The following is an 18,020-nucleotide window of genomic DNA, read 5'->3' on the forward strand; positions in this document are numbered from 1 at the left end:
GTTTTTGAAATGTATTATTCAAATAAGGCGTCGATGGTGCCTTGAGCAAGTGGGTGGTATCCCGGACGTGCTTGTTGATAAACACGGTAAGCCCAGTCACGTTTGCCATTCTTAATGAGAGACTTGTATAAATTCACAATAAGCTTGCGACGACCAATACTTACTAGATGCTTTTCAAGGTCTGGGTAAATAGCTTGGTAGCCGTTACCTACTGCTAGCATATACCAAGCAAATGCGCGTTCAGCGTTGGTCGATTGCGTCAGCTTAAATGCCTTGTCCAATGCTTCCATACGCTCGATGGCGAGATCTCTTGGTAGGTTATTAATAAAGTGCAGCCATTCATGTACCGTCCAAGCGTCGGTCGGTAAATCTGCAAGTGTTTTCTCGTCCTTTAACCAAGCTTGAGTTAGCGCATCCACTTTTTCAAAGGCATCAGAAGTTGGGGTCGGTGCGTCGCTTGGCAAGCCAGGCTCATAAATCCACTCTTTGGCTTTTTCTAAGCTCACGATACCAGGATATTGCTGTAGCAAGTTTTTGTCTAAGTACGCGACGAATTCATCAGTAGTCAGAGATTTAAAAGAGAAAGTTTTAAAGTAGGTTTTAACAAACTTGTCGAACCTGTCACGACCAAACTTTTCTTCTAGATAAATAAGGAATAGTTGACCTTTAGTGTAAGGTACAGAGCTAAACGCATCGTCAGGATCGCGGCCATTAAGCTCTAAATTCATGCGTGTATCAGGAGCGGCAATAGTTTTAAGTTGTGCGCGTAGGCCTGCAGCGTCAAGTGCTTGCTCCATCACCGCGCGATCACGACCAAACACTTCTTCCATAATACGGTTTTCAACGTAAGAGGTGAAACCTTCATTTAGCCATAGGTCTTCCCACGTCGCGTTGGTCACTAAGTTGCCAGACCAAGAGTGTGCTAACTCATGGGCGATTAGGTTTACTAAACTTTTGTCACCGGCAACTACAGTTGGCGTGATAAATGACAGGCGTGGATTTTCCATACCACCAAACGGGAAGCTAGGCGGCAACATGAGCAGGTCGTATCTACCCCAAGCGTATTCACCATACATGGCATTGGTTTTATCGATCATCGCTTGCGTATCATTAAACTCAGCAACAGAGGCATCGAGGATTTGCGGTTCTGCAAAAATTGCAGTTTGGTGCGACATCTCTTTATATTCAAGGTTACCTGCACCAATTGCAATTAGGTACGGTGGGATAGCTTGCGGCATATCAAACCAATAATCGCCATCTTTGATCAATGCGCCGGTATTGTCCGCACTCATTACCGCACGTACATCTTTAGGTGTATGTACGCGAGCAGAGTAAGTCACACGCATTGCTGGCGTATCCTGCACGGGGATCCAACTACGAGCATGAATCGCTTGAGACTGGCTATACATAAATGGGTGAGATTTACTTGCGGTTTGCTGTGGTGTTAACCACTGTAGACCTGATGCTACTGGCAAGCTGTTGTAATAAATACGTGCTTTTTTTGCTTGCTCTTTAAAGTGAATAGTTAACTTAGCACCTTTCACATCATCGCGCTTGGCAAGATCAAACTTGGCGGTATGCCATTTATCATCTTTACCTTGATACATCACTTTGTCGATTTCGAGGTCACGCGTATCTAGTACCAGCGTTCTTGCTTGGCGATTCTGCCAATCTAGTGTGTGTTCAACAAAACCTTCTAGTTGCTTATCTTCAAAGTCAACGTCTAGGTCTAAATGCAAGTGTGTGGTAATAACATCGTTAAGATTGGCGTAAGTGTGTTGGTCAACGGCTGCGTTTACATCAGCAGTGTGGACAAGGCCAGCCATGGCAAGGCTGAGCGTAAGTGCCGAAAGTTTAATCATAATGCTGCTCTTATAAAAAGAATATTCCCAATTAGAACGGCTAACATAACTAATTTCTGACCATTTAAACAGTATAAGCCGATGGGTTACATAAAATGGTGGGCAAGATGACGTTAATGCGTAAGTCAGGGCAATGCGCTACACTAGCGCCAGTTTAGTTAATATTGGCAAGGTGCTGCAGTGACTAGTTTGCAGTCTTATCACACTTTTTCGCTGCCGTCGGGTTGCGAGTCCCTTATCGTTATCACAGATCCACATACGCTGGTTGAGCTCGATTTCAGTCGTCCTTTCTTTTTAATTGGGGAGGGGAGTAATACCATTTTTCTGGAAGACTATGCTGGAACCGTTATTAAGCTTGCAACCTTAGGTGTCGATATCGAGCAACAAGATGATGATTACATCGTTACAGTCGCTGCTGGAGAAAACTGGCACCAGCTCGTTACAAAGCTGCTTGATAACGGAATTGACGGGTTAGAAAATCTCGCGTTGATCCCTGGTACCGTTGGCGCGGCGCCGGTACAAAATATCGGCGCCTACGGTGTTGAAGTATCTCAATTTATCACTGCCGTTAGAGGATTTGATATCGCCGAGCGGCGCTTCACGACATTAACAAATGCAGAGTGTGAATTTGGCTATCGAGATTCAGTCTTTAAACACCGCCTAAAAGATAAGTTCGTGATTACAGAAGTGACATTTACACTGCCTAAACGTTGGCAGCCAACGTTAAGTTATGGCCCACTACAAAGCTTGAGTGATACAGCAACCGCACAAGAGATTTGTGAAGCGGTGATAGTTACCAGAAACAGTAAATTGCCCGATCCTGCGACGCTTGCAAATGCCGGGAGCTTTTTTAAAAACCCAGTAGTTGATAGGGCGTTTGCAGCTCAGTTGCAAAGTAAATTTCCAGAGGTGCCAGCGTTTGATGTGGACAATGACCATGTAAAACTTGCGGCTGGCTGGTTAATTGACAAAGCGGGTCTAAAAGGCTGTCACCGTGGAGCCATTCGTGTGTATGAGAAACAAGCGCTGGTACTTGTTCATAGTGGTGGCAGCACCGGCGAAGATCTAACACAGTTAGTGAGCCATATTCAGCAAACCGTTTGGCAAAAATTTGCTGTGTTACTCGAGCATGAAGTGCGCCTTATAACAAAGCATGGTGAATGTCAGTTGCAAAGTGTGGAATGCCATGAAAACGCCTGATCATAAAAAGCAAACGATTTTAGCAGCCTTGAATAAAGGAGAATTTGTCTCAGGGCAAGAACTTGGCGAACAATTAGGTATTAGTCGCGCGGCTATTGCGAAGCATATAGCGGCGTTGCAAGAGATGGGCGTGGATATTTTTCGAGTCAATGGCCGCGGCTATAAACTCAATTATAGCTTACCGCTTATTCATCAAAGTAAGTTGAATACTCTATGGCAACAGCAGTTTCAAAGTGAGTGTCCAATCGAATATCACGCAATTATAGACTCAACGAATAGCGAGCTAATGCGTCGTTTGCAGGACAAACAGAATATGGGCTCAGGTCATGTCTTGGTGGCTGAAATGCAGCAAGCTGGCAGAGGGCGCAGAGGTCGGGTATGGCAATCGCCCTTTGGTGCTAACCTTTATTACAGTTATTACTGGCAGTTTGACGCTGGTATGCAAGCCGCGATGGGCTTATCTATTGCTGTAGGACTTGCGGTATATGATGCGTTAAAGGTTCTTTATGGTATTTCCGTTGAACTAAAATGGCCAAACGACATTTATCTCAACCAGCAAAAATTGGCGGGGATCTTGGTTGAGCTAGAGGGGCAGGTGGAAGGGCCTTGCCATCTCGTGATTGGGATTGGGCTAAATATATGCATGCCAGAATCTGCCTCTAAACACATCGATCAAGCTTGGACAGATCTGCAAACGCACTTAGGCCAAATTGATAAAAATCAGTTAGTGGTGCAGCTCACTCACTCCTTGTCTGAGCGTCTTGCCCAGTATAAAGAGTCTGGACTGAGCGAAATGGTGACCGAATGGAATAGTCTAAATGCCTTTAAAGGTGACGCAGTGACCTTGAGTACAGGACAAAGAGAATGGCGCGGGATCTGTGAAGGCATCGATATGCAAGGAGGCTTATTGCTTAGGCAAGATGGTGAGCTTAAAGCTTTTTATGGCGGTGAAATTTCGTTAAGAAAGGTGATATCGTGAAACTGCTAATCGACGTAGGTAATACTGCAGTTAAATATGCGCTTGAGCATGAAGGCCGTATTAGTCCAGTAAAAGAAAGTGATATTGAATGGCAAAAGCTAACTGCAATTGTCTGCTCTCAGGTTGGTAAGGGAGCGGGATTACAGTGGGTGGAAAGTCGCGCCTCTGAGTTTGGTCTTGTGTTAGAGCAAGCACAAGTATCGCCAAGGCGAGCTGGGGTAACTTGCGCCTATCCTAGTTTTAAAAATTTGGGGATTGATAGGTGGCTCGCGGTACTTGCCGCGCATGCTCTATATCCAACACAAGATATTATCGTAATTGATTCTGGCACTGCGACCACGGTTGATGTAGTGACTGCACAAGGGATACACATGGGAGGGTGGATTTTACCAGGTATCGATCTCATGATTTCCAGTATTACCGCGCGTGCAGAGCGGGTATTTTGTGATGACAACACGCCGTTTGCCGCAGAATTTGCTAAAAATACACCAGAAGCGGTGAAAAATGGTGCGTTAGCCGCAACACTTGGGCTCGTATATAGTGCAAAACAGCAACTTAATAATGAGTCTGCGTTGGTATTGTGCGCAGGTGGATATGGCGAGTTAATAAAAAACCATATTGCGTCAGCGGTTTTTGATGACCTTTTGGTATTCAAAGGGCTGTCAGTTTGGTGGAAAAACCCACAATAACTGTAAAAATGTCATAGGATTGGCTTAAAACTGAGCGTTTGAACGATAAATTTAAATTTTTTTGCATATTCCTGTTGCATCAAGTCAATGGTTGCTCTAATATCTCGCCCCGTACTAAAGCAGTGCCGACTTAGCTCAGTTGGTAGAGCAACTGACTTGTAATCAGTAGGTCATCCGTTCGACTCGGATAGTCGGCACCATCTTTTTACCCTATCTTGTATAGGATGCTTTAGGAAAGAATTTTACGTGGAGGGGTTCCCGAGCGGCCAAAGGGATCAGACTGTAAATCTGACGGCTCAGCCTTCGCTGGTTCGAATCCAGCTCCCTCCACCACTTTATTCTTGACGGTTAGAGGTAGTTAAGAACAGGTTCCTAAAGCGGGCATCGTATAATGGCTATTACCTCAGCCTTCCAAGCTGATGATGCGGGTTCGATTCCCGCTGCCCGCTCCAGTTCGTCTGGCGTGCTGATATAGCTCAGTTGGTAGAGCGCACCCTTGGTAAGGGTGAGGTCGGCAGTTCAAATCTGCCTATCAGCACCAGTCTCCGAAGAATCTTCTCAAATACTTCCTTTGAATTGTCGAAAAAATATTTATAATAGACTGAATAATTCTAATCCACACTCGTCGTGGATTATTTTTATATGTAATCTAGATACACAAAACTTATAGGTTTCGTCATGGCAAAAGAAAAGTTTGAACGCGTAAAACCGCACGTAAACGTTGGTACTATCGGCCACGTTGACCACGGTAAAACAACTCTAACTGCAGCAATCACTAACGTACTTGCAAAAGTATACGGTGGTACAGCAAAAGACTTCGCATCAATCGATAACGCTCCAGAAGAGCGTGAGCGTGGTATCACAATCTCAACTTCACACGTTGAGTATGACACACCAACTCGTCACTATGCACACGTAGACTGTCCAGGACACGCTGACTATGTTAAAAACATGATCACTGGTGCTGCACAGATGGACGGCGCGATCCTAGTAGTTGCTGCTACTGACGGTCCTATGCCTCAAACACGTGAGCACATCCTACTTTCTCGTCAGGTTGGTGTACCTTACATCATCGTATTCATGAACAAATGTGACATGGTTGACGACGAAGAGCTACTAGAGCTAGTAGAGATGGAAGTTCGTGAACTACTTTCAGAGTACGACTTCCCAGGTGATGACCTACCACTAATCCAAGGTTCAGCGCTTAAAGCACTAGAAGGCGAAGAGCAGTGGGAAGCGAAGATCATTGAGCTTGCAGAAGCACTAGATTCTTACATCCCAGAGCCAGAGCGTGACATCGATAAGCCATTCATCATGCCTATCGAAGACGTATTCTCAATCCAGGGTCGTGGTACAGTAGTAACAGGCCGTGTAGAAGCTGGTATCATCAACGTGAACGACGAAGTAGAAATCGTAGGTATCAAAGAAACTACGAAGACAACTTGTACGGGTGTTGAGATGTTCCGTAAGCTTCTAGACGAAGGTCGTGCGGGTGAGAACATCGGTGCACTACTACGTGGTACTAAGCGTGACGAAGTTGAGCGTGGTCAGGTTCTATGTAAGCCTGGTTCAATCAAGCCGCACACTAAGTTCACTTCAGAAGTATACGTACTATCTAAAGATGAAGGTGGTCGTCACACTCCATTCTTCAAAGGTTACCGTCCACAGTTCTACTTCCGTACAACAGACGTAACTGGTGACATCCAGCTACCAGACGGCGTAGAAATGGTAATGCCAGGCGACAACATCAAGATGACTGTTGAGCTAATCGTACCAATCGCGATGGACGAAGGTCTACGTTTCGCTATCCGTGAAGGTGGCCGTACAGTAGGTGCTGGTGTTGTAGCAACAATCGAAGAGTAATCTGTAGATTGTCGTAACACACATAAAAAAGGTCGCTTTGGCGGCCTTTTTTAATGCCTTTGTTGATACGATTTTATATCGCGACCAGTGAAAATACCGTTCTCCATTAAAAGTACTTCTTTTGCCTCATTAACGTTTATAACGAATAACCTGATAATACTCCAATATTTGGCTCTGGCGGCTTAAACTCCATATTCTCACCATATAATCTCCCTAATTTATATTCTGATATCCAGCCACCAGTTACGTAAAAATTTGGTTAATTACGTAAAGGTGTGCACAATAAGCTCATATAAAACCTAAAACTAGGGAGTATAAAGATGTTAGGTCTTTCAGCTCGAACAATTTCCGCTGTGCTCAGTATTACAATGTCGCTATGTACCTTTGCAAGTTTTGCTAATGTAGATAAAGACAGATCCTATATTTTGGCAACAGCCTCATCTGGCGGCACTTTTTATCCAGTAGGTGTCGCGATTGCGACACTAACTAAGCTAAAAGTCACACCGCAGCATGGCATGAGTGTCTCGGCCATTACCTCTGCTGGTTCTGGTGATAACCTTAAACTCATGCGTAATAAAGAAGCTGAACTGGCAATTCTACAGGGCCTTTATGGTGCATGGGCGACGCAGGGGACGGGCGCAATGGCAACCGTTGGCAAACAAGATTATCTACGTTCTGTAACGATGTTGTGGCAAAACGTAGAGCATTTTGTCATTGCTAAGAAATATGCCACAACTGGTAATGTCTCTGATTTAAAAAACCTATATTCACAGGGGTTTGGCATTGGCAAGCGTAACTCTGGAACGGAAGGATCTGGAAAGCATATTATGGCAGCACTGGGCGTTGAGAGTGACAAATTCACTTTGGTGCATAAAGGTTATGCGGGCTCTTCTAGCGCTTTACAAAATGGTCAAATTGCGGGAATGAATATTCCGGCAGGAGTACCTGTCAGCGCTATTACAAGTGCTTATGCAGCCGATGCCAATGGCATCACTGTGCTGGATTTCACTGATGAGCAGCTACATAAAGTCAACGCTGAGGTAGAACTATGGTCACGCTTCGAGATCCCAGCTAACACCTACCCCGGCCAGACTAACGCAATCAAAACGATTGCGCAGCCAAACTTTCTTGCTGCACATAAAGACATGAGTGAGGAGGATGTATACCTTCTCACTAAGGCAATTTATGAAAATTTAGTTTTCCTTCAAACCATTCATAAAGCGACTAAAGCCATGGCGATAGAAAAGGCACTTATTGGACTGCCTGCCAAGCTACATCCTGGTGCGCTGAAGTACTACAGAGAAATAGGTATTGCTGTACCTGATCATCTGCAGTAATGCCTTCAATTTAGCAAAACGGGATGATATCTATCAATGAGTAATATCAGTAGTGAGCAGAGTGCGTCACTAGCATCAACGTCAACAGCAGCTCGTAATAGGGTCGCTTTTTATTTAGCGATACTCACGAGTCTGTTGCACCTCTATTTTAACTTGGTCGCCACTTGGCCGGATAACTATATTTCAGCCATTCATTTCATGCTATTTGGTAGCATTATCTTGCTCACCTTGCCACTTAGAGTTGGCAAATTAGCAGTGCTTTCTAGCGTTATTGATATCGGGCTGTTTATCGGTTTAACCGTGAGCTGTGGCTATCTTGTTCTGTACAGTGATGCGTTGGCTGCGCGTAATTATGAATTTGCTACGGCTGACTGGATAGCATCTTCCACCGCTGTACTCCTCGCGCTTGAGTTGGTCCGGCGCTGTATGGGCTGGTTTATCCCGATGATGATCCTACTGGCGATGAGTTATGTACTGTTTTTGGGACAGTATATCGATGGCGTGTTTCATTTTGCGGGTTTAAGCGCAGAAACTATTTTGTTTCGCAATTACTTTGATGACGGCTTGTTTGGACCTATTGCTAAAATTTCTTGGACGTTTGTTTTTATGTTTATCCTGTTTGGCGCATTTCTAGTCCAAGCAGGAACAGGGGATTTTATCATTCGCTTTGCCAATGCGCTTGTTGGTCGCATGGTTGGCGGACAAGGACTTGTTGCTGTCGTGAGCTCGGGTATGATGGGCTCAGTATCAGGCTCTGCTATCGCGAATACAGCGGCGACTGGGGTGATCACCATTCCATTAATGAAAAAAGCAGGCTTTCCTGCAAAGTTTGCGGCAGCAGTTGAAGCCGGAGCATCGACGGGAGGTCAGCTGATCCCGCCGATTATGGGGGCCGGTGTATTTGTGATGGCCTCTTATACTCAAATTCCTTATCTTACGATAATTGCGGCGGCCTTTGTTCCCGCTCTGCTTTATTTCGCATCTATCGCCATCTTTGTACGTATTCAAGCTAAGCGTTTGAATATCCAGCCAGCATTAGAATCAGAGCAATTGAGTGCTTGGCGAGAGCTGAAGTCCGGTTGGCATCATTTATTACCTATCGTGTTGCTCGTAACATTGATGATTTATGGCTTTACGCCAACTTATGCAGTCAGTATTGCGACGCTCAGTGTGTGTCTATTTTCTTTGTTTTCACATTCGCCGATGAAGTGGTCAAAGGTTTTGGCTGCGCTTGCAAATGCAACTGAAAACAGCGCTAAGACAGCAATATTATTGGTGGCCATTGGCATGCTGGTGAATTGTATTTCGATCAGCTCCTTAGGGGTTACTTTTTCTCTAATGATAAATGAATGGGCGGGAGCAAGCTTGATACTGTTGTTGGTATTGATTGCATTGGCCTCGCTAATTATCGGTATGGGACTGCCTGTTACGGCATCATATATTGTGTTGGCAACGCTTTCTGCACCGGCTTTGTATGGCTTGATCAGCCAGTCAGCACTGGTAGAGATCATAGTAAATGGTCAACTCAATGACACTGCGACGATGATGATGAGTATGATGGCACCAGCACTAGGTGAGATATATAACCAGCCAAATATTACAGCGGCTCAAGTGTTTACTATTTTGGCAAGCTTGCCGCCAGAGGCTATTGATATTATTCGCAGTAGCCAATTTGATGCCACGCATTTGGCCATGATGCTACTTTCTGCCCATATGATTATTTTTTGGTTATCGCAAGATAGCAATGTGACACCGCCGGTATGCTTGGTCGCTTTTACCGCCGCGGGAATTGCCAAAACACCGCCGATGGCAACAGGAATAGAAGCATGGAAAACGGCCAAAGCGCTATACATCGTTCCCTTACTGTTTGCTTATACGCCGTTTATCGGGGGGAGTAATTTCGAGATCATGCAGGTTTTTTTCACCGCGCTTGTGGGGATGTACGCTTTGGCAGCAGCGATATATGGCTATGCGGAGGCGAAGCTCAATAAACCTATCAGGATGGTGTTAGCACTTTTAGGTATCGCTTTAGTTTGGCCGCATCAAATAATCTCTGTAGATATTGCAGCGGCACTATGTGTTGTTGCTGTTGTTATAAAGCAAGTGATAGATAATCGTCTAACTTAAGCTTTGCTATGCTCCATAAAGTAGGCCCCTAAATTGGGGCCTTTTGATATTAAACGATATGTTGGATAGACTGATGTATTCGAGCAGGTAGCAGGGCTTTTAAATACTGCTCTAAGATATGCAGTGATTCTGTGCCACGAATGCCAGCAGCTTCATCTTGCTCTATAAAGCCTTGCTCTTTTAGGCTAGTGACAAATGCACTGAGTACTTTTTTATCAAAAAACTCAGGGCTTTTGATGCCATGCAAAGTTCCTAGTCGGTCAGCAAGAAGTGCACTTTCTTTTTCAAGCTCGCTACGACTTAATCCTTGATGACGCTTAACGAGGTTAATCGTAATTGCATAGCGCTCAAGCGTTAAGTGAATCACTTTACCTAGCATTTCTAATTGTGCCAATGCGCTACCATCTTTGTTAACTGAGGCAAGGTGACCATCAAAGGTGATCAGATCCTTAGCCGCAAAGTATTCGAAAATAGACTCTATATATCCTGTCTTAAGATCTGTTAAGAACCACTCTTTTGCAAACAAGGGATACAACAGCGCTACCTCTTTACGGCACTCATCAACAGTCAAGCTGTAGCGGTTGAAGAGCTGTTGAGCGATTAAGCTTGGTACGGCAAACAGGTGCAGAATATTGTTACGGTAATAATTAAGCAGAGCGCGTTCTTTTTCCTTAACACTAATGATGCTGCCGAAACTGTCTTCAATAATATCGAACTTATCAAGCTTAAGTGCATGATCGAGTAAGCCCTCAGAGCTCGAATCTGGCACCGTCGCATTGTCGTGATAAGGTGCATGTCTGTGTAGTCCAAGATACAAATCGAGCTGTTGTAGCAGTTGTGATTTAGGCAATGCAAATTGCTCGTTACTCAGCAAAATTGTCGCAAGCAAATTAACTGAGTTCAGTGCTGCTGAGTTATTTATCTCAGTCATGATGACATCAGCGAGATCGGCAACTTGCTTGTTCAGCCAAGCAGGTTTTTGAGTTTCGGTGGGGTGGATAGAATCACGCCAATCTGGTTGATGCTCATTTAAAAATTGGTTGACTGATATCGGATCGCCAAAATTTAAATACCCTCTACCATAGTTTTTAAGGTTCTTAATCGCCTTAAAAATACCAAAGATAGACTCATTTTTCTTACTGTTACCAGCCAGCTCTTTGAGGTAAGTGTTGATCTCCATAACATGTTCATAACCGAGGTAAACAGGCACCAGTGAGATAGGCCTGTCTATGCCACGCAACATAGATTGTAGTGTCATTGCCAACATACCCGTTTTTGGTGGTAAAAGGCGACCGGTACGACTGCGACCGCCTTCGGTATAAAACTTAACAGAATACCCTTTGATAAATAACTGACTCAAATACTCCTTGAATACCGCGGAATAGAGTTTGTTACCAGAGAAGGAGCGGCGAATAAAGAAGGCGCCACTACGACGGAAAATCGGCCCCGCAGGGAAAAAGTTGAGATTAACGCCAGCTGCGATGTGCGGTGGTACCAAACCCTGATGGTAAATCACATAAGTGAGAAGCAAGTAATCCATATGGCTACGATGACATGGCACGTAAATGATCTCATGTCCTTTGTCCGCAAGCGCTTGTACTTTGTCTGAGTTATTAACTTCAATACCATTATAAAGCTTGTTCCACAGCCAAGTTAGGGCTCTATCAGCCACGCGTACCATGGCGTCTGAATAGTTTGCGGCTATTTCGTCTAATAACCTAAGTGCTTGTAGCCTTGCTTCTTCCTGACTTAGACCTTTTGCCTTTGCTTCGTCAGCAATAGCTTTTTTAATGCTTTGTGACGCTAAGATAGAATTAAATAGCTGTTCACGTGATGGCAATTTGGGACCCGTTGCAGCCAACTTTTGACGGCGGAAATGCACGCGTGCAACGCGCAGCAGCTTATGTGGTAGCTCCTCAACGTCTGCTTTATCGTTTAACAATTGATTAAGTTCAATCGGGCGGGAAAATCGAACGAAGTTGTCCCTGCCTGAAAACAAGACCACAAAGCATTTGCGTAGCCAGCTCGGCGTCAATGAATTGGATAATAAGGTTCCCACACCTGGCTTTTCTTTACCTGGATTACGACCCCATAATATGGTGACCGGAATAACCTGTGCATCGGTATTGTCATCGTCTTTAAAGGCTTCAAAAATCGCTTTACTGTGCTGTAGAGCATCACTTGGTTTATGACTATTACCAAAGACACTCGGCGGAGCCTGGATCCCAACAAAGCGACTGAGCTCTTTATTACCAATTCGCTCTTTTTGCGATGGTCTAGGTAAACCAAGCTTTTTACACATAACGTCTAGCGCGACCATGTCTGATACCGAGTCGAGTCTCGCTACATAAAATGTGGGAATGCTGGGATCTAGCTCGTAATCCTCAATGGGATGCTCTGGCAATACTTTACTTTTAACAAAAAGCCAGTTGCTACAGCGAGCGATGGTTGTAAGCAAATAAGAAAAAATCTGCATGGGAATACCGAACAATTATCATTAGCCATAGAATACCAAGATTTAACTGGACTGACCATTTACAAAGGCGTCATCCATGTTTTCTTGTCGCAATATTTCACTATTGAAGGTTAACAGAAGCGAATGCTTGAGTAGAGTGAATTTTGTTCTATGTGCTTTGTGTGAGTGAAATATTATGTATGTTCAATGCACTGTATCTGCGTGACAGCGTCTACGGATCCCAACGATAAAATTACTTTGTATTAGTTGTTGCATTTATCACCAATATAACTATAATGTGCAGACTTTCTTGACCGTAGTGTCTAGAAAAGTAAATGAAAGGTCTGGATTTCAGGCCCTATGAACAGGAACTCCAATTGTGAGTTCAATGGTAGAAATAAATTAACAACCGACTTCTCAGGAATTATTGAGCTAGTCTCGGTCGTTTTTTTATGCTCTTTTTAAATGCTCTTTTTATTTTGAGGTTTAAGAATGTCAAATCAACGCATTCGTATTCGCCTAAAAGCTTTTGACCACCGTTTGATTGACCAATCAACGGCGGAAATCGTGGAAACAGCGAAGCGCACTGGTGCACAGGTTCGTGGTCCAATCCCACTACCTACGCGCAAAGAACGTTTCACAGTATTGATCTCTCCGCACGTAAACAAAGACGCGCGTGATCAGTATGAAATCCGCACCCACAAACGTCTGATCGACATCGTAGAACCAACTGACAAGACTGTAGACGCTCTAATGCGCCTAGACCTTGCTGCTGGTGTTGATGTTCAAATCAGCCTGGGTTAATCGGAAGATTAGAGAGGTTTTAGGAAAATGGCATTAGGTCTAGTCGGTCGTAAAGTGGGTATGACACGTATCTTCACTGAAGATGGTGTATCTATCCCTGTGACAGTTATCGAAGCGACTCCTAACCGTGTTACGCAGATCAAATCTGACGCAACTGACGGTTATAACGCGCTTCAAGTTACTGCAGGCGAGAAAAAAGCAAGCCGTGTAAACAAACCAGCAGCGGGTCACTTCGCTAAAGCTGGCGTTGAAGCGGGTCGCGGCCTGTGGGAATTCCGTCTTAACGGCGGTGAAGGTGAATTTGAAGTAGGTTCAGAGCTAACTGTTGAACTTTTCACTGAAGTGAAAAAAGTAGACGTTACTGGTACTTCAAAAGGTAAAGGTTTCCAAGGTGGTGTTAAGCGCTGGAACTTCAGCATGCAAGACGCAACTCACGGTAACTCTCTATCTCACCGTGCTCCTGGTTCAATCGGTCAAAACCAGTCTCCTGGTAAAGTTTTCAAAGGTAAGAAAATGGCCGGTCAAATGGGTAATGTTCGTTCAACGACACAGAACCTTGAACTAGTACGTGTTGACGCAGAGCGTAACTTGCTTTTAGTTAAAGGTGCAGTACCTGGCGCTATCGGCGGTGACGTTATCGTTAAACCAGCTGTTAAAGCATAAGTCCTGGAGATTTAGTGATGGAATTAGCAATTAAAGGCGCTGGCGCGCTTGAAGTTTCCGAAGCTACTTTTGGACGTGAGTTTAACGAAGCATTAGTACACCAAGTAGTTGTTGCTTATGCAGCAGGTGCTCGTCAAGGTACTAAAGCTCAACTGACACGTTCTGAAGTACGCGGTGGTGGTAAGAAACCATTCCGCCAAAAAGGTACTGGCCGTGCACGTGCTGGTACAATCCGCAGCCCAATCTGGCGCAGCGGTGGTGTGAGCTTTGCAGCTAAGCCGCAAGATCACAGCCAAAAAGTTAACCGTAAGATGTATCGCGGTGCGATCAAGAGCATTCTTTCTGAGCTTGTTCGTCAAGATCGTCTAGTAGTTGTTGAAAACTTTGGTCTAGAAGCACCAAAGACTAAAGAACTAGTAGCTAAGCTTAAAGAACTTGAGCTTAAAGACGTACTAATCGTGACTGAAGAAGTAGATGAGAATCTATTCCTTTCTGCACGTAACCTGTACAAGGTTGACACGCGTGACGTAGCTGGCATCGACCCAGTAAGCCTAATCGCTTTCGATAAGGTTCTGATTACTGCTGCTGCTGTTAAGCAACTTGAGGAGGCGCTAGCATGATCCGTGAAGAACGTCTTTTAAAAGTAATCCTTGCTCCACACATCTCTGAGAAGAGCACTGTATCTGCTGAAGAAAACAACACTATCGTTTTCAAAGTAGCTAAAGATGCAAACAAAGCAGAAATTAAAGCTGCTATTGAAAAGCTTTTCGAAGTAGAAGTAACTGGTGTTCGCACTCTAAATGTTAAGGGTAAGACAAAGCGTACTGGTATGCGTTTTGGCCGTCGTAGCGATTGGAAAAAAGCATACGTTACTCTTAAAGAAGGTAGCGAGCTAGACTTTGTCGGCGGCGCCGAGTAATAAGGGGAGTTAGAATTATGGCACTTCAAAAGTGTAAACCAACTTCTGCGGGTCGTCGTCACGTCGTTAAAGTGGTTAACCCTGATCTACACAAGGGTAAGCCTTACGCTCCGCTACTAGAGAAAAACTCTAAATCAGGCGGTCGTAACAACAACGGTCGTATCACGGTTCGTCACATCGGTGGTGGTCATAAGCAACACTACCGTGTAATCGACTTTACACGCACAAAAGATGGCATTCCAGCTAAAGTTGAGCGTCTAGAGTACGATCCAAACCGTAGCGCAAACATCGCTCTTGTATTATATGCAGACGGTGAGCGTCGTTACATTATTGCACCTAAGGGTCTTAAAGCAGGTGATGCAATCCAATCTGGTGTTGATGCACCAATCAAGGTTGGTAACACACTACCTATGCGTAACATCCCTGTAGGTTCTACTGTACACAACGTTGAACTTAAACCTGGCAAAGGTGCGCAAATTGCACGTTCTGCTGGTGCTTACGTACAGATCCTTGCTCGTGAAGGTCAATACGTAACACTACGTCTTCGCTCTGGCGAAGTTCGTAAGGTTGAGTCTGATTGTCGTGCGACTCTTGGCGAAGTAGGTAACGCAGAACACATGCTACGTTCACTAGGTAAAGCTGGTGCAAATCGTTGGCGTGGTATCCGTCCTACAGTTCGTGGTGTTGCCATGAACCCGATTGACCACCCACACGGTGGTGGTGAAGGTCGTACTTCTGGTGGTCGTCACCCTGTATCTCCATGGGGCGTACCTACTAAAGGTTACAAGACTCGTAAGAACAAGCGTACTGATAAGTTTATCGTACGTCGTCGTACTAAATAATAGTTGAGGAATTGCCATGCCACGTTCTCTCAAGAAAGGTCCATTTATTGACCTACACTTGCTGAAGAAGGTAGAGAAAGCGTTGGAAAGCGGTGACAAGAAGCCAATTAAAACTTGGAGCCGTCGTTCAATGATCATACCTAACATGATCGGATTGACCATCGCTGTCCATAATGGTCGTCAGCACGTTCCTGTGTTCATCACAGACGAAATGATCGGTCACAAACTAGGTGAATTTGCACCTACACGTACTTACCGCGGTCACGCTGCGGATAAGAAAGCTAAGAAGCGTTAATCGGAGGGTATGATGGAAGCATTAGCTAAACACAAATTCGCCTCTGGTTCGGCGCAGAAAGCACGTCTAGTGGCAGATCAGATCCGTGGACTTCCGGTTGATCGCGCGCTAGAAATCCTGGCGTACAGCCCGAAGAAAGCGGCTGTATTAGTTAAGAAAGTACTTGAGTCTGCTATCGCGAACGCGGAGCACAACGAAGGTGCTGACATTGATGAGCTTAAAGTGGCTAAAGTATTTGTAGACGAAGGTCCTACAATGAAACGTATTATGCCACGTGCTAAAGGACGCGCAGACCGCATCCTTAAGCGTACAAGCCACATCACTGTTGTGGTATCGGATAGCTAGGAGATATAAGTAATGGGACAAAAAGTTCATCCTACTGGTATTCGCCTAGGTATCTCAAAGCCTTGGGTATCTACTTGGTACGCGAATACAAAAGATTTCTCTGAACAGCTTTTTGGCGATCACAAAGTACGTCAATACCTTACTAAGGAATTGAAAAGTGCTTCTGTAGCTAAGATCGTTATCGAGCGTCCAGCTAAATCAATCCGTGTAACAATTCACACAGCTCGTCCTGGTGTTGTTATCGGTAAAAAAGGTGAAGATGTTGAAAAGCTTCGCCAAGCTGTAACTAAGCTTGCTGGTGTACCTGCGCAAATCAACATCGCAGAAGTACGCAAGCCAGAGCTAGATGCACAATTAGTTGCTGACGGTATTTCTTCTCAGCTAGAGCGTCGTGTTATGTTCCGTCGTGCTATGAAGCGCGCAGTACAGAACGCAATGCGTCTAGGTGCTAAGGGTATCAAAGTTGAAGTAAGCGGCCGTCTAGGCGGTGCTGAAATCGCACGTTCTGAGTGGTACCGTGAAGGTCGTGTACCTCTACACACTCTACGTGCTGATATCGACTACGCAACTTCAGAAGCTTTGACCACTTACGGTATCATCGGTGTTAAGGTTTGGATCTTCAAAGGCGAAGTAATTGGTGGTCTTCCACTAGTTCAAGAGCAAGAGAAGCCAGCTAAACGTGCGCCGAAGAAAGCTAAAAAAAGTGCTAAGTAAGAGGTAGCGACTAATGTTACAGCCAAAACGTACAAAATTCCGTAAGGTACACAAAGGCCGCAACCGTGGTCTGGCTACCAGCGGTAACAAAGTTAGCTTCGGTTCTTTCGGCTTGAAAGCGACTGGCCGTGGCCGTATGACTGCTCGTCAAATCGAAGCAGCTCGTCGTGCTATGACACGTCACGTCAAGCGTCAAGGTAAAATCTGGATCCGTGTATTCCCAGATAAGCCAATTACAGAGAAACCGCTTGAAGTTCGTATGGGTAAAGGTAAAGGTTCTGTTGAATACTGGGTTGCTGAAATTCAGCCTGGTAAAGTACTTTACGAGATGGAAGGTGTTTCAGAAGAGCTTGCTCGTGAAGCATTCGACCTAGCTGCTCGTAAATTACCTTTCAAAACAACATTTGTAACTCGGACGGTAATGTAATGAAAGCTAGCGAACTTAAAGACAAAAGCGTAGAAGAGCTAAATGCTGAACTTCTAGAGCTTCTTCGTGAGCAGTTCAACCTGCGCATGCAAGCGAGCACTGGTCAGCTAGCTCAAACTCACGAGCTTAAGAAAGTACGTCGCAATATTGCGCGTGTGAAAACGGTTATCAACCAGAAGGCAGGTGCATAATGAGCGATAAGATCCGTACTGTACAAGGTCGTGTAATTAGCGACAAAATGGACAAGTCAATCGTTGTTGCTATCGAGCGTCAGGTTAAACACCCGATCTACGGTAAGTTCATCAAGCGTACAACTAAGTTGCACGCACACGATGAAAACAACACAGCACTAGCAGGTGACGTCGTGACTATTCGCGAATGTGCGCCAATCTCTAAGAAAAAATCTTGGACGCTAGTTGACGTGATTGAACGTCCTAAGAAAGCTTAATTTTAGTTTTTAACTAAATTAGACTTTTATAAAGCCCCGGCATTAGCTGGG

Annotated in this window: 19 protein-coding genes and 4 tRNA genes; 21 read left to right on the top strand and 2 right to left on the bottom strand. The window is 44.8% G+C overall.

Annotation, left to right across the window (positions count from 1 at the left end; translation table 11 throughout):
- Nucleotides 1–14 precede the first annotated feature (14 nt).
- Complete coding sequence (locus tag CWC29_RS17735; protein ID WP_138522525.1) at nucleotides 15–1,862, bottom strand: M1 family metallopeptidase; 1,848 nt, start codon at nucleotides 1,860–1,862, stop codon at nucleotides 15–17.
- A gap of 180 nt (nucleotides 1,863–2,042) precedes the next feature.
- On the opposite strand from CWC29_RS17735, the gene murB reads away from it, so the two are divergent.
- The 10 genes from murB (at nucleotide 2,043) to CWC29_RS17785 (ending at nucleotide 10,057) form a co-directional block, all read left to right on the top strand.
- Nucleotides 2,043–3,062, top strand: a complete 1,020-nt coding sequence (gene murB / locus CWC29_RS17740) for a UDP-N-acetylmuramate dehydrogenase (protein ID WP_138522527.1) — start codon at nucleotides 2,043–2,045, stop codon at nucleotides 3,060–3,062.
- Entirely contained in the window at nucleotides 3,049–4,041 is a 993-nt protein-coding gene (gene birA, locus CWC29_RS17745; RefSeq protein WP_138522529.1) for a bifunctional biotin--[acetyl-CoA-carboxylase] ligase/biotin operon repressor BirA, read from the top strand. Before murB ends, birA begins: the two co-directional genes overlap by 14 nt.
- The gene (locus CWC29_RS17750) at nucleotides 4,038–4,730 is read left to right on the top strand and encodes a type III pantothenate kinase (RefSeq protein WP_138522531.1); all 693 of its coding nucleotides are present in this window, start codon (nucleotides 4,038–4,040) and stop codon (nucleotides 4,728–4,730) included. Before birA ends, CWC29_RS17750 begins: the two co-directional genes overlap by 4 nt.
- 124 nt (nucleotides 4,731–4,854) lie before the next feature.
- Nucleotides 4,855–4,930 (top strand) — tRNA-Thr (locus tag CWC29_RS17755).
- 48 nt (nucleotides 4,931–4,978) lie between these two features.
- A tRNA-Tyr gene (locus tag CWC29_RS17760) sits at nucleotides 4,979–5,063 on the top strand.
- 44 nt (nucleotides 5,064–5,107) lie between these two features.
- Nucleotides 5,108–5,182: transfer RNA gene (locus tag CWC29_RS17765), tRNA-Gly, on the top strand.
- Between the two features lie 13 nt (nucleotides 5,183–5,195).
- Nucleotides 5,196–5,271, top strand: a tRNA-Thr gene (locus CWC29_RS17770).
- A gap of 137 nt (nucleotides 5,272–5,408) precedes the next feature.
- Entirely contained in the window at nucleotides 5,409–6,593 is a 1,185-nt protein-coding gene (tuf, locus tag CWC29_RS17775) for an elongation factor Tu (RefSeq protein WP_039494551.1), read from the top strand.
- 320 nt (nucleotides 6,594–6,913) lie between these two features.
- Nucleotides 6,914–7,930 carry a TAXI family TRAP transporter solute-binding subunit gene (locus tag CWC29_RS17780; RefSeq protein ID WP_138522986.1) on the top strand — a complete coding sequence of 339 codons (1,017 nt, stop codon included), beginning with the start codon at nucleotides 6,914–6,916 and terminating at the stop codon, nucleotides 7,928–7,930.
- 36 nt (nucleotides 7,931–7,966) lie between these two features.
- On the top strand, nucleotides 7,967–10,057 hold the full coding sequence (locus CWC29_RS17785; protein ID WP_138522988.1) for a TRAP transporter permease: 2,091 nt from the start codon (nucleotides 7,967–7,969) through the stop codon (nucleotides 10,055–10,057).
- Between the two features lie 49 nt (nucleotides 10,058–10,106).
- On the opposite strand, the gene plsB is transcribed toward CWC29_RS17785, so the two are convergent.
- Complete coding sequence (gene plsB / locus CWC29_RS17790) at nucleotides 10,107–12,533, bottom strand: glycerol-3-phosphate 1-O-acyltransferase PlsB (RefSeq protein ID WP_138522990.1); 2,427 nt, start codon at nucleotides 12,531–12,533, stop codon at nucleotides 10,107–10,109.
- A gap of 471 nt (nucleotides 12,534–13,004) precedes the next feature.
- Between plsB and rpsJ the strand changes: the two genes are divergently transcribed.
- From rpsJ to rpsQ, 11 genes are read left to right on the top strand one after another with little or no spacing between them, the layout of a single operon-like run.
- The gene (rpsJ, locus tag CWC29_RS17795) at nucleotides 13,005–13,316 is read left to right on the top strand and encodes a 30S ribosomal protein S10 (RefSeq protein WP_010376390.1); all 312 of its coding nucleotides are present in this window, start codon (nucleotides 13,005–13,007) and stop codon (nucleotides 13,314–13,316) included.
- A gap of 27 nt (nucleotides 13,317–13,343) precedes the next feature.
- Nucleotides 13,344–13,979 carry a 50S ribosomal protein L3 gene (rplC, locus tag CWC29_RS17800; protein WP_010376387.1) on the top strand — a complete coding sequence of 212 codons (636 nt, stop codon included), beginning with the start codon at nucleotides 13,344–13,346 and terminating at the stop codon, nucleotides 13,977–13,979.
- A 17-nt stretch (nucleotides 13,980–13,996) separates the two neighbouring features.
- On the top strand, nucleotides 13,997–14,599 hold the full coding sequence (gene rplD, locus CWC29_RS17805) for a 50S ribosomal protein L4 (RefSeq protein WP_088529602.1): 603 nt from the start codon (nucleotides 13,997–13,999) through the stop codon (nucleotides 14,597–14,599).
- Nucleotides 14,596–14,898 carry a 50S ribosomal protein L23 gene (rplW, locus tag CWC29_RS17810; RefSeq protein WP_095728987.1) on the top strand — a complete coding sequence of 101 codons (303 nt, stop codon included), beginning with the start codon at nucleotides 14,596–14,598 and terminating at the stop codon, nucleotides 14,896–14,898. The genes rplD and rplW overlap by 4 nt, the downstream gene beginning before the upstream one ends.
- 17 nt (nucleotides 14,899–14,915) lie before the next feature.
- Nucleotides 14,916–15,740, top strand: a complete 825-nt coding sequence (gene rplB / locus CWC29_RS17815; protein WP_010607737.1) for a 50S ribosomal protein L2 — start codon at nucleotides 14,916–14,918, stop codon at nucleotides 15,738–15,740.
- 16 nt (nucleotides 15,741–15,756) lie between these two features.
- The gene (gene rpsS, locus CWC29_RS17820; RefSeq protein WP_010376377.1) at nucleotides 15,757–16,035 is read left to right on the top strand and encodes a 30S ribosomal protein S19; all 279 of its coding nucleotides are present in this window, start codon (nucleotides 15,757–15,759) and stop codon (nucleotides 16,033–16,035) included.
- 12 nt (nucleotides 16,036–16,047) lie between these two features.
- On the top strand, nucleotides 16,048–16,380 hold the full coding sequence (gene rplV, locus CWC29_RS17825; protein ID WP_010376375.1) for a 50S ribosomal protein L22: 333 nt from the start codon (nucleotides 16,048–16,050) through the stop codon (nucleotides 16,378–16,380).
- 12 nt (nucleotides 16,381–16,392) lie between these two features.
- Nucleotides 16,393–17,094, top strand: a complete 702-nt coding sequence (rpsC, locus tag CWC29_RS17830; protein WP_010376374.1) for a 30S ribosomal protein S3 — start codon at nucleotides 16,393–16,395, stop codon at nucleotides 17,092–17,094.
- A gap of 13 nt (nucleotides 17,095–17,107) precedes the next feature.
- The gene (gene rplP / locus CWC29_RS17835) at nucleotides 17,108–17,521 is read left to right on the top strand and encodes a 50S ribosomal protein L16 (RefSeq protein WP_010376373.1); all 414 of its coding nucleotides are present in this window, start codon (nucleotides 17,108–17,110) and stop codon (nucleotides 17,519–17,521) included.
- Nucleotides 17,521–17,712 carry a 50S ribosomal protein L29 gene (gene rpmC / locus CWC29_RS17840; protein ID WP_010376372.1) on the top strand — a complete coding sequence of 64 codons (192 nt, stop codon included), beginning with the start codon at nucleotides 17,521–17,523 and terminating at the stop codon, nucleotides 17,710–17,712. The genes rplP and rpmC overlap by 1 nt, the downstream gene beginning before the upstream one ends.
- Nucleotides 17,712–17,969 (top strand): 30S ribosomal protein S17, encoded by a 258-nt coding sequence (rpsQ, locus tag CWC29_RS17845; RefSeq protein ID WP_010607740.1) that lies wholly within the window; start codon nucleotides 17,712–17,714, stop codon nucleotides 17,967–17,969. Before rpmC ends, rpsQ begins: the two co-directional genes overlap by 1 nt.
- Nucleotides 17,970–18,020 lie beyond the last annotated feature (51 nt).

The organism is Pseudoalteromonas galatheae (assembly GCF_005886105.2).
Lineage (GTDB): Bacteria > Pseudomonadota > Gammaproteobacteria > Enterobacterales > Alteromonadaceae > Pseudoalteromonas > Pseudoalteromonas galatheae.

What these genes read in the sequence shown, in the direction of transcription:
- rpsQ (WP_010607740.1), top strand. Translation starts at nt 17,712, where the DNA reads ATGAGCGATAAGATCCGTACTGTACAAGGTCGTGTAATTAGCGACAAA.
- plsB (WP_138522990.1), bottom strand. Translation starts at nt 12,533, where the DNA reads ATGCAGATTTTTTCTTATTTGCTTACAACCATCGCTCGCTGTAGCAAC.
- rpsC (WP_010376374.1), top strand. Translation starts at nt 16,393, where the DNA reads ATGGGACAAAAAGTTCATCCTACTGGTATTCGCCTAGGTATCTCAAAG.
- CWC29_RS17785 (WP_138522988.1), top strand. Translation starts at nt 7,967, where the DNA reads ATGAGTAATATCAGTAGTGAGCAGAGTGCGTCACTAGCATCAACGTCA.
- rpsJ (WP_010376390.1), top strand. Translation starts at nt 13,005, where the DNA reads ATGTCAAATCAACGCATTCGTATTCGCCTAAAAGCTTTTGACCACCGT.
- rplV (WP_010376375.1), top strand. Translation starts at nt 16,048, where the DNA reads ATGGAAGCATTAGCTAAACACAAATTCGCCTCTGGTTCGGCGCAGAAA.
- rplW (WP_095728987.1), top strand. Translation starts at nt 14,596, where the DNA reads ATGATCCGTGAAGAACGTCTTTTAAAAGTAATCCTTGCTCCACACATC.
- birA (WP_138522529.1), top strand. Translation starts at nt 3,049, where the DNA reads ATGAAAACGCCTGATCATAAAAAGCAAACGATTTTAGCAGCCTTGAAT.
- rpmC (WP_010376372.1), top strand. Translation starts at nt 17,521, where the DNA reads ATGAAAGCTAGCGAACTTAAAGACAAAAGCGTAGAAGAGCTAAATGCT.
- rpsS (WP_010376377.1), top strand. Translation starts at nt 15,757, where the DNA reads ATGCCACGTTCTCTCAAGAAAGGTCCATTTATTGACCTACACTTGCTG.
- rplB (WP_010607737.1), top strand. Translation starts at nt 14,916, where the DNA reads ATGGCACTTCAAAAGTGTAAACCAACTTCTGCGGGTCGTCGTCACGTC.
- CWC29_RS17780 (WP_138522986.1), top strand. Translation starts at nt 6,914, where the DNA reads ATGTTAGGTCTTTCAGCTCGAACAATTTCCGCTGTGCTCAGTATTACA.
- rplP (WP_010376373.1), top strand. Translation starts at nt 17,108, where the DNA reads ATGTTACAGCCAAAACGTACAAAATTCCGTAAGGTACACAAAGGCCGC.
- rplC (WP_010376387.1), top strand. Translation starts at nt 13,344, where the DNA reads ATGGCATTAGGTCTAGTCGGTCGTAAAGTGGGTATGACACGTATCTTC.
- rplD (WP_088529602.1), top strand. Translation starts at nt 13,997, where the DNA reads ATGGAATTAGCAATTAAAGGCGCTGGCGCGCTTGAAGTTTCCGAAGCT.
- tuf (WP_039494551.1), top strand. Translation starts at nt 5,409, where the DNA reads ATGGCAAAAGAAAAGTTTGAACGCGTAAAACCGCACGTAAACGTTGGT.
- CWC29_RS17735 (WP_138522525.1), bottom strand. Translation starts at nt 1,862, where the DNA reads ATGATTAAACTTTCGGCACTTACGCTCAGCCTTGCCATGGCTGGCCTT.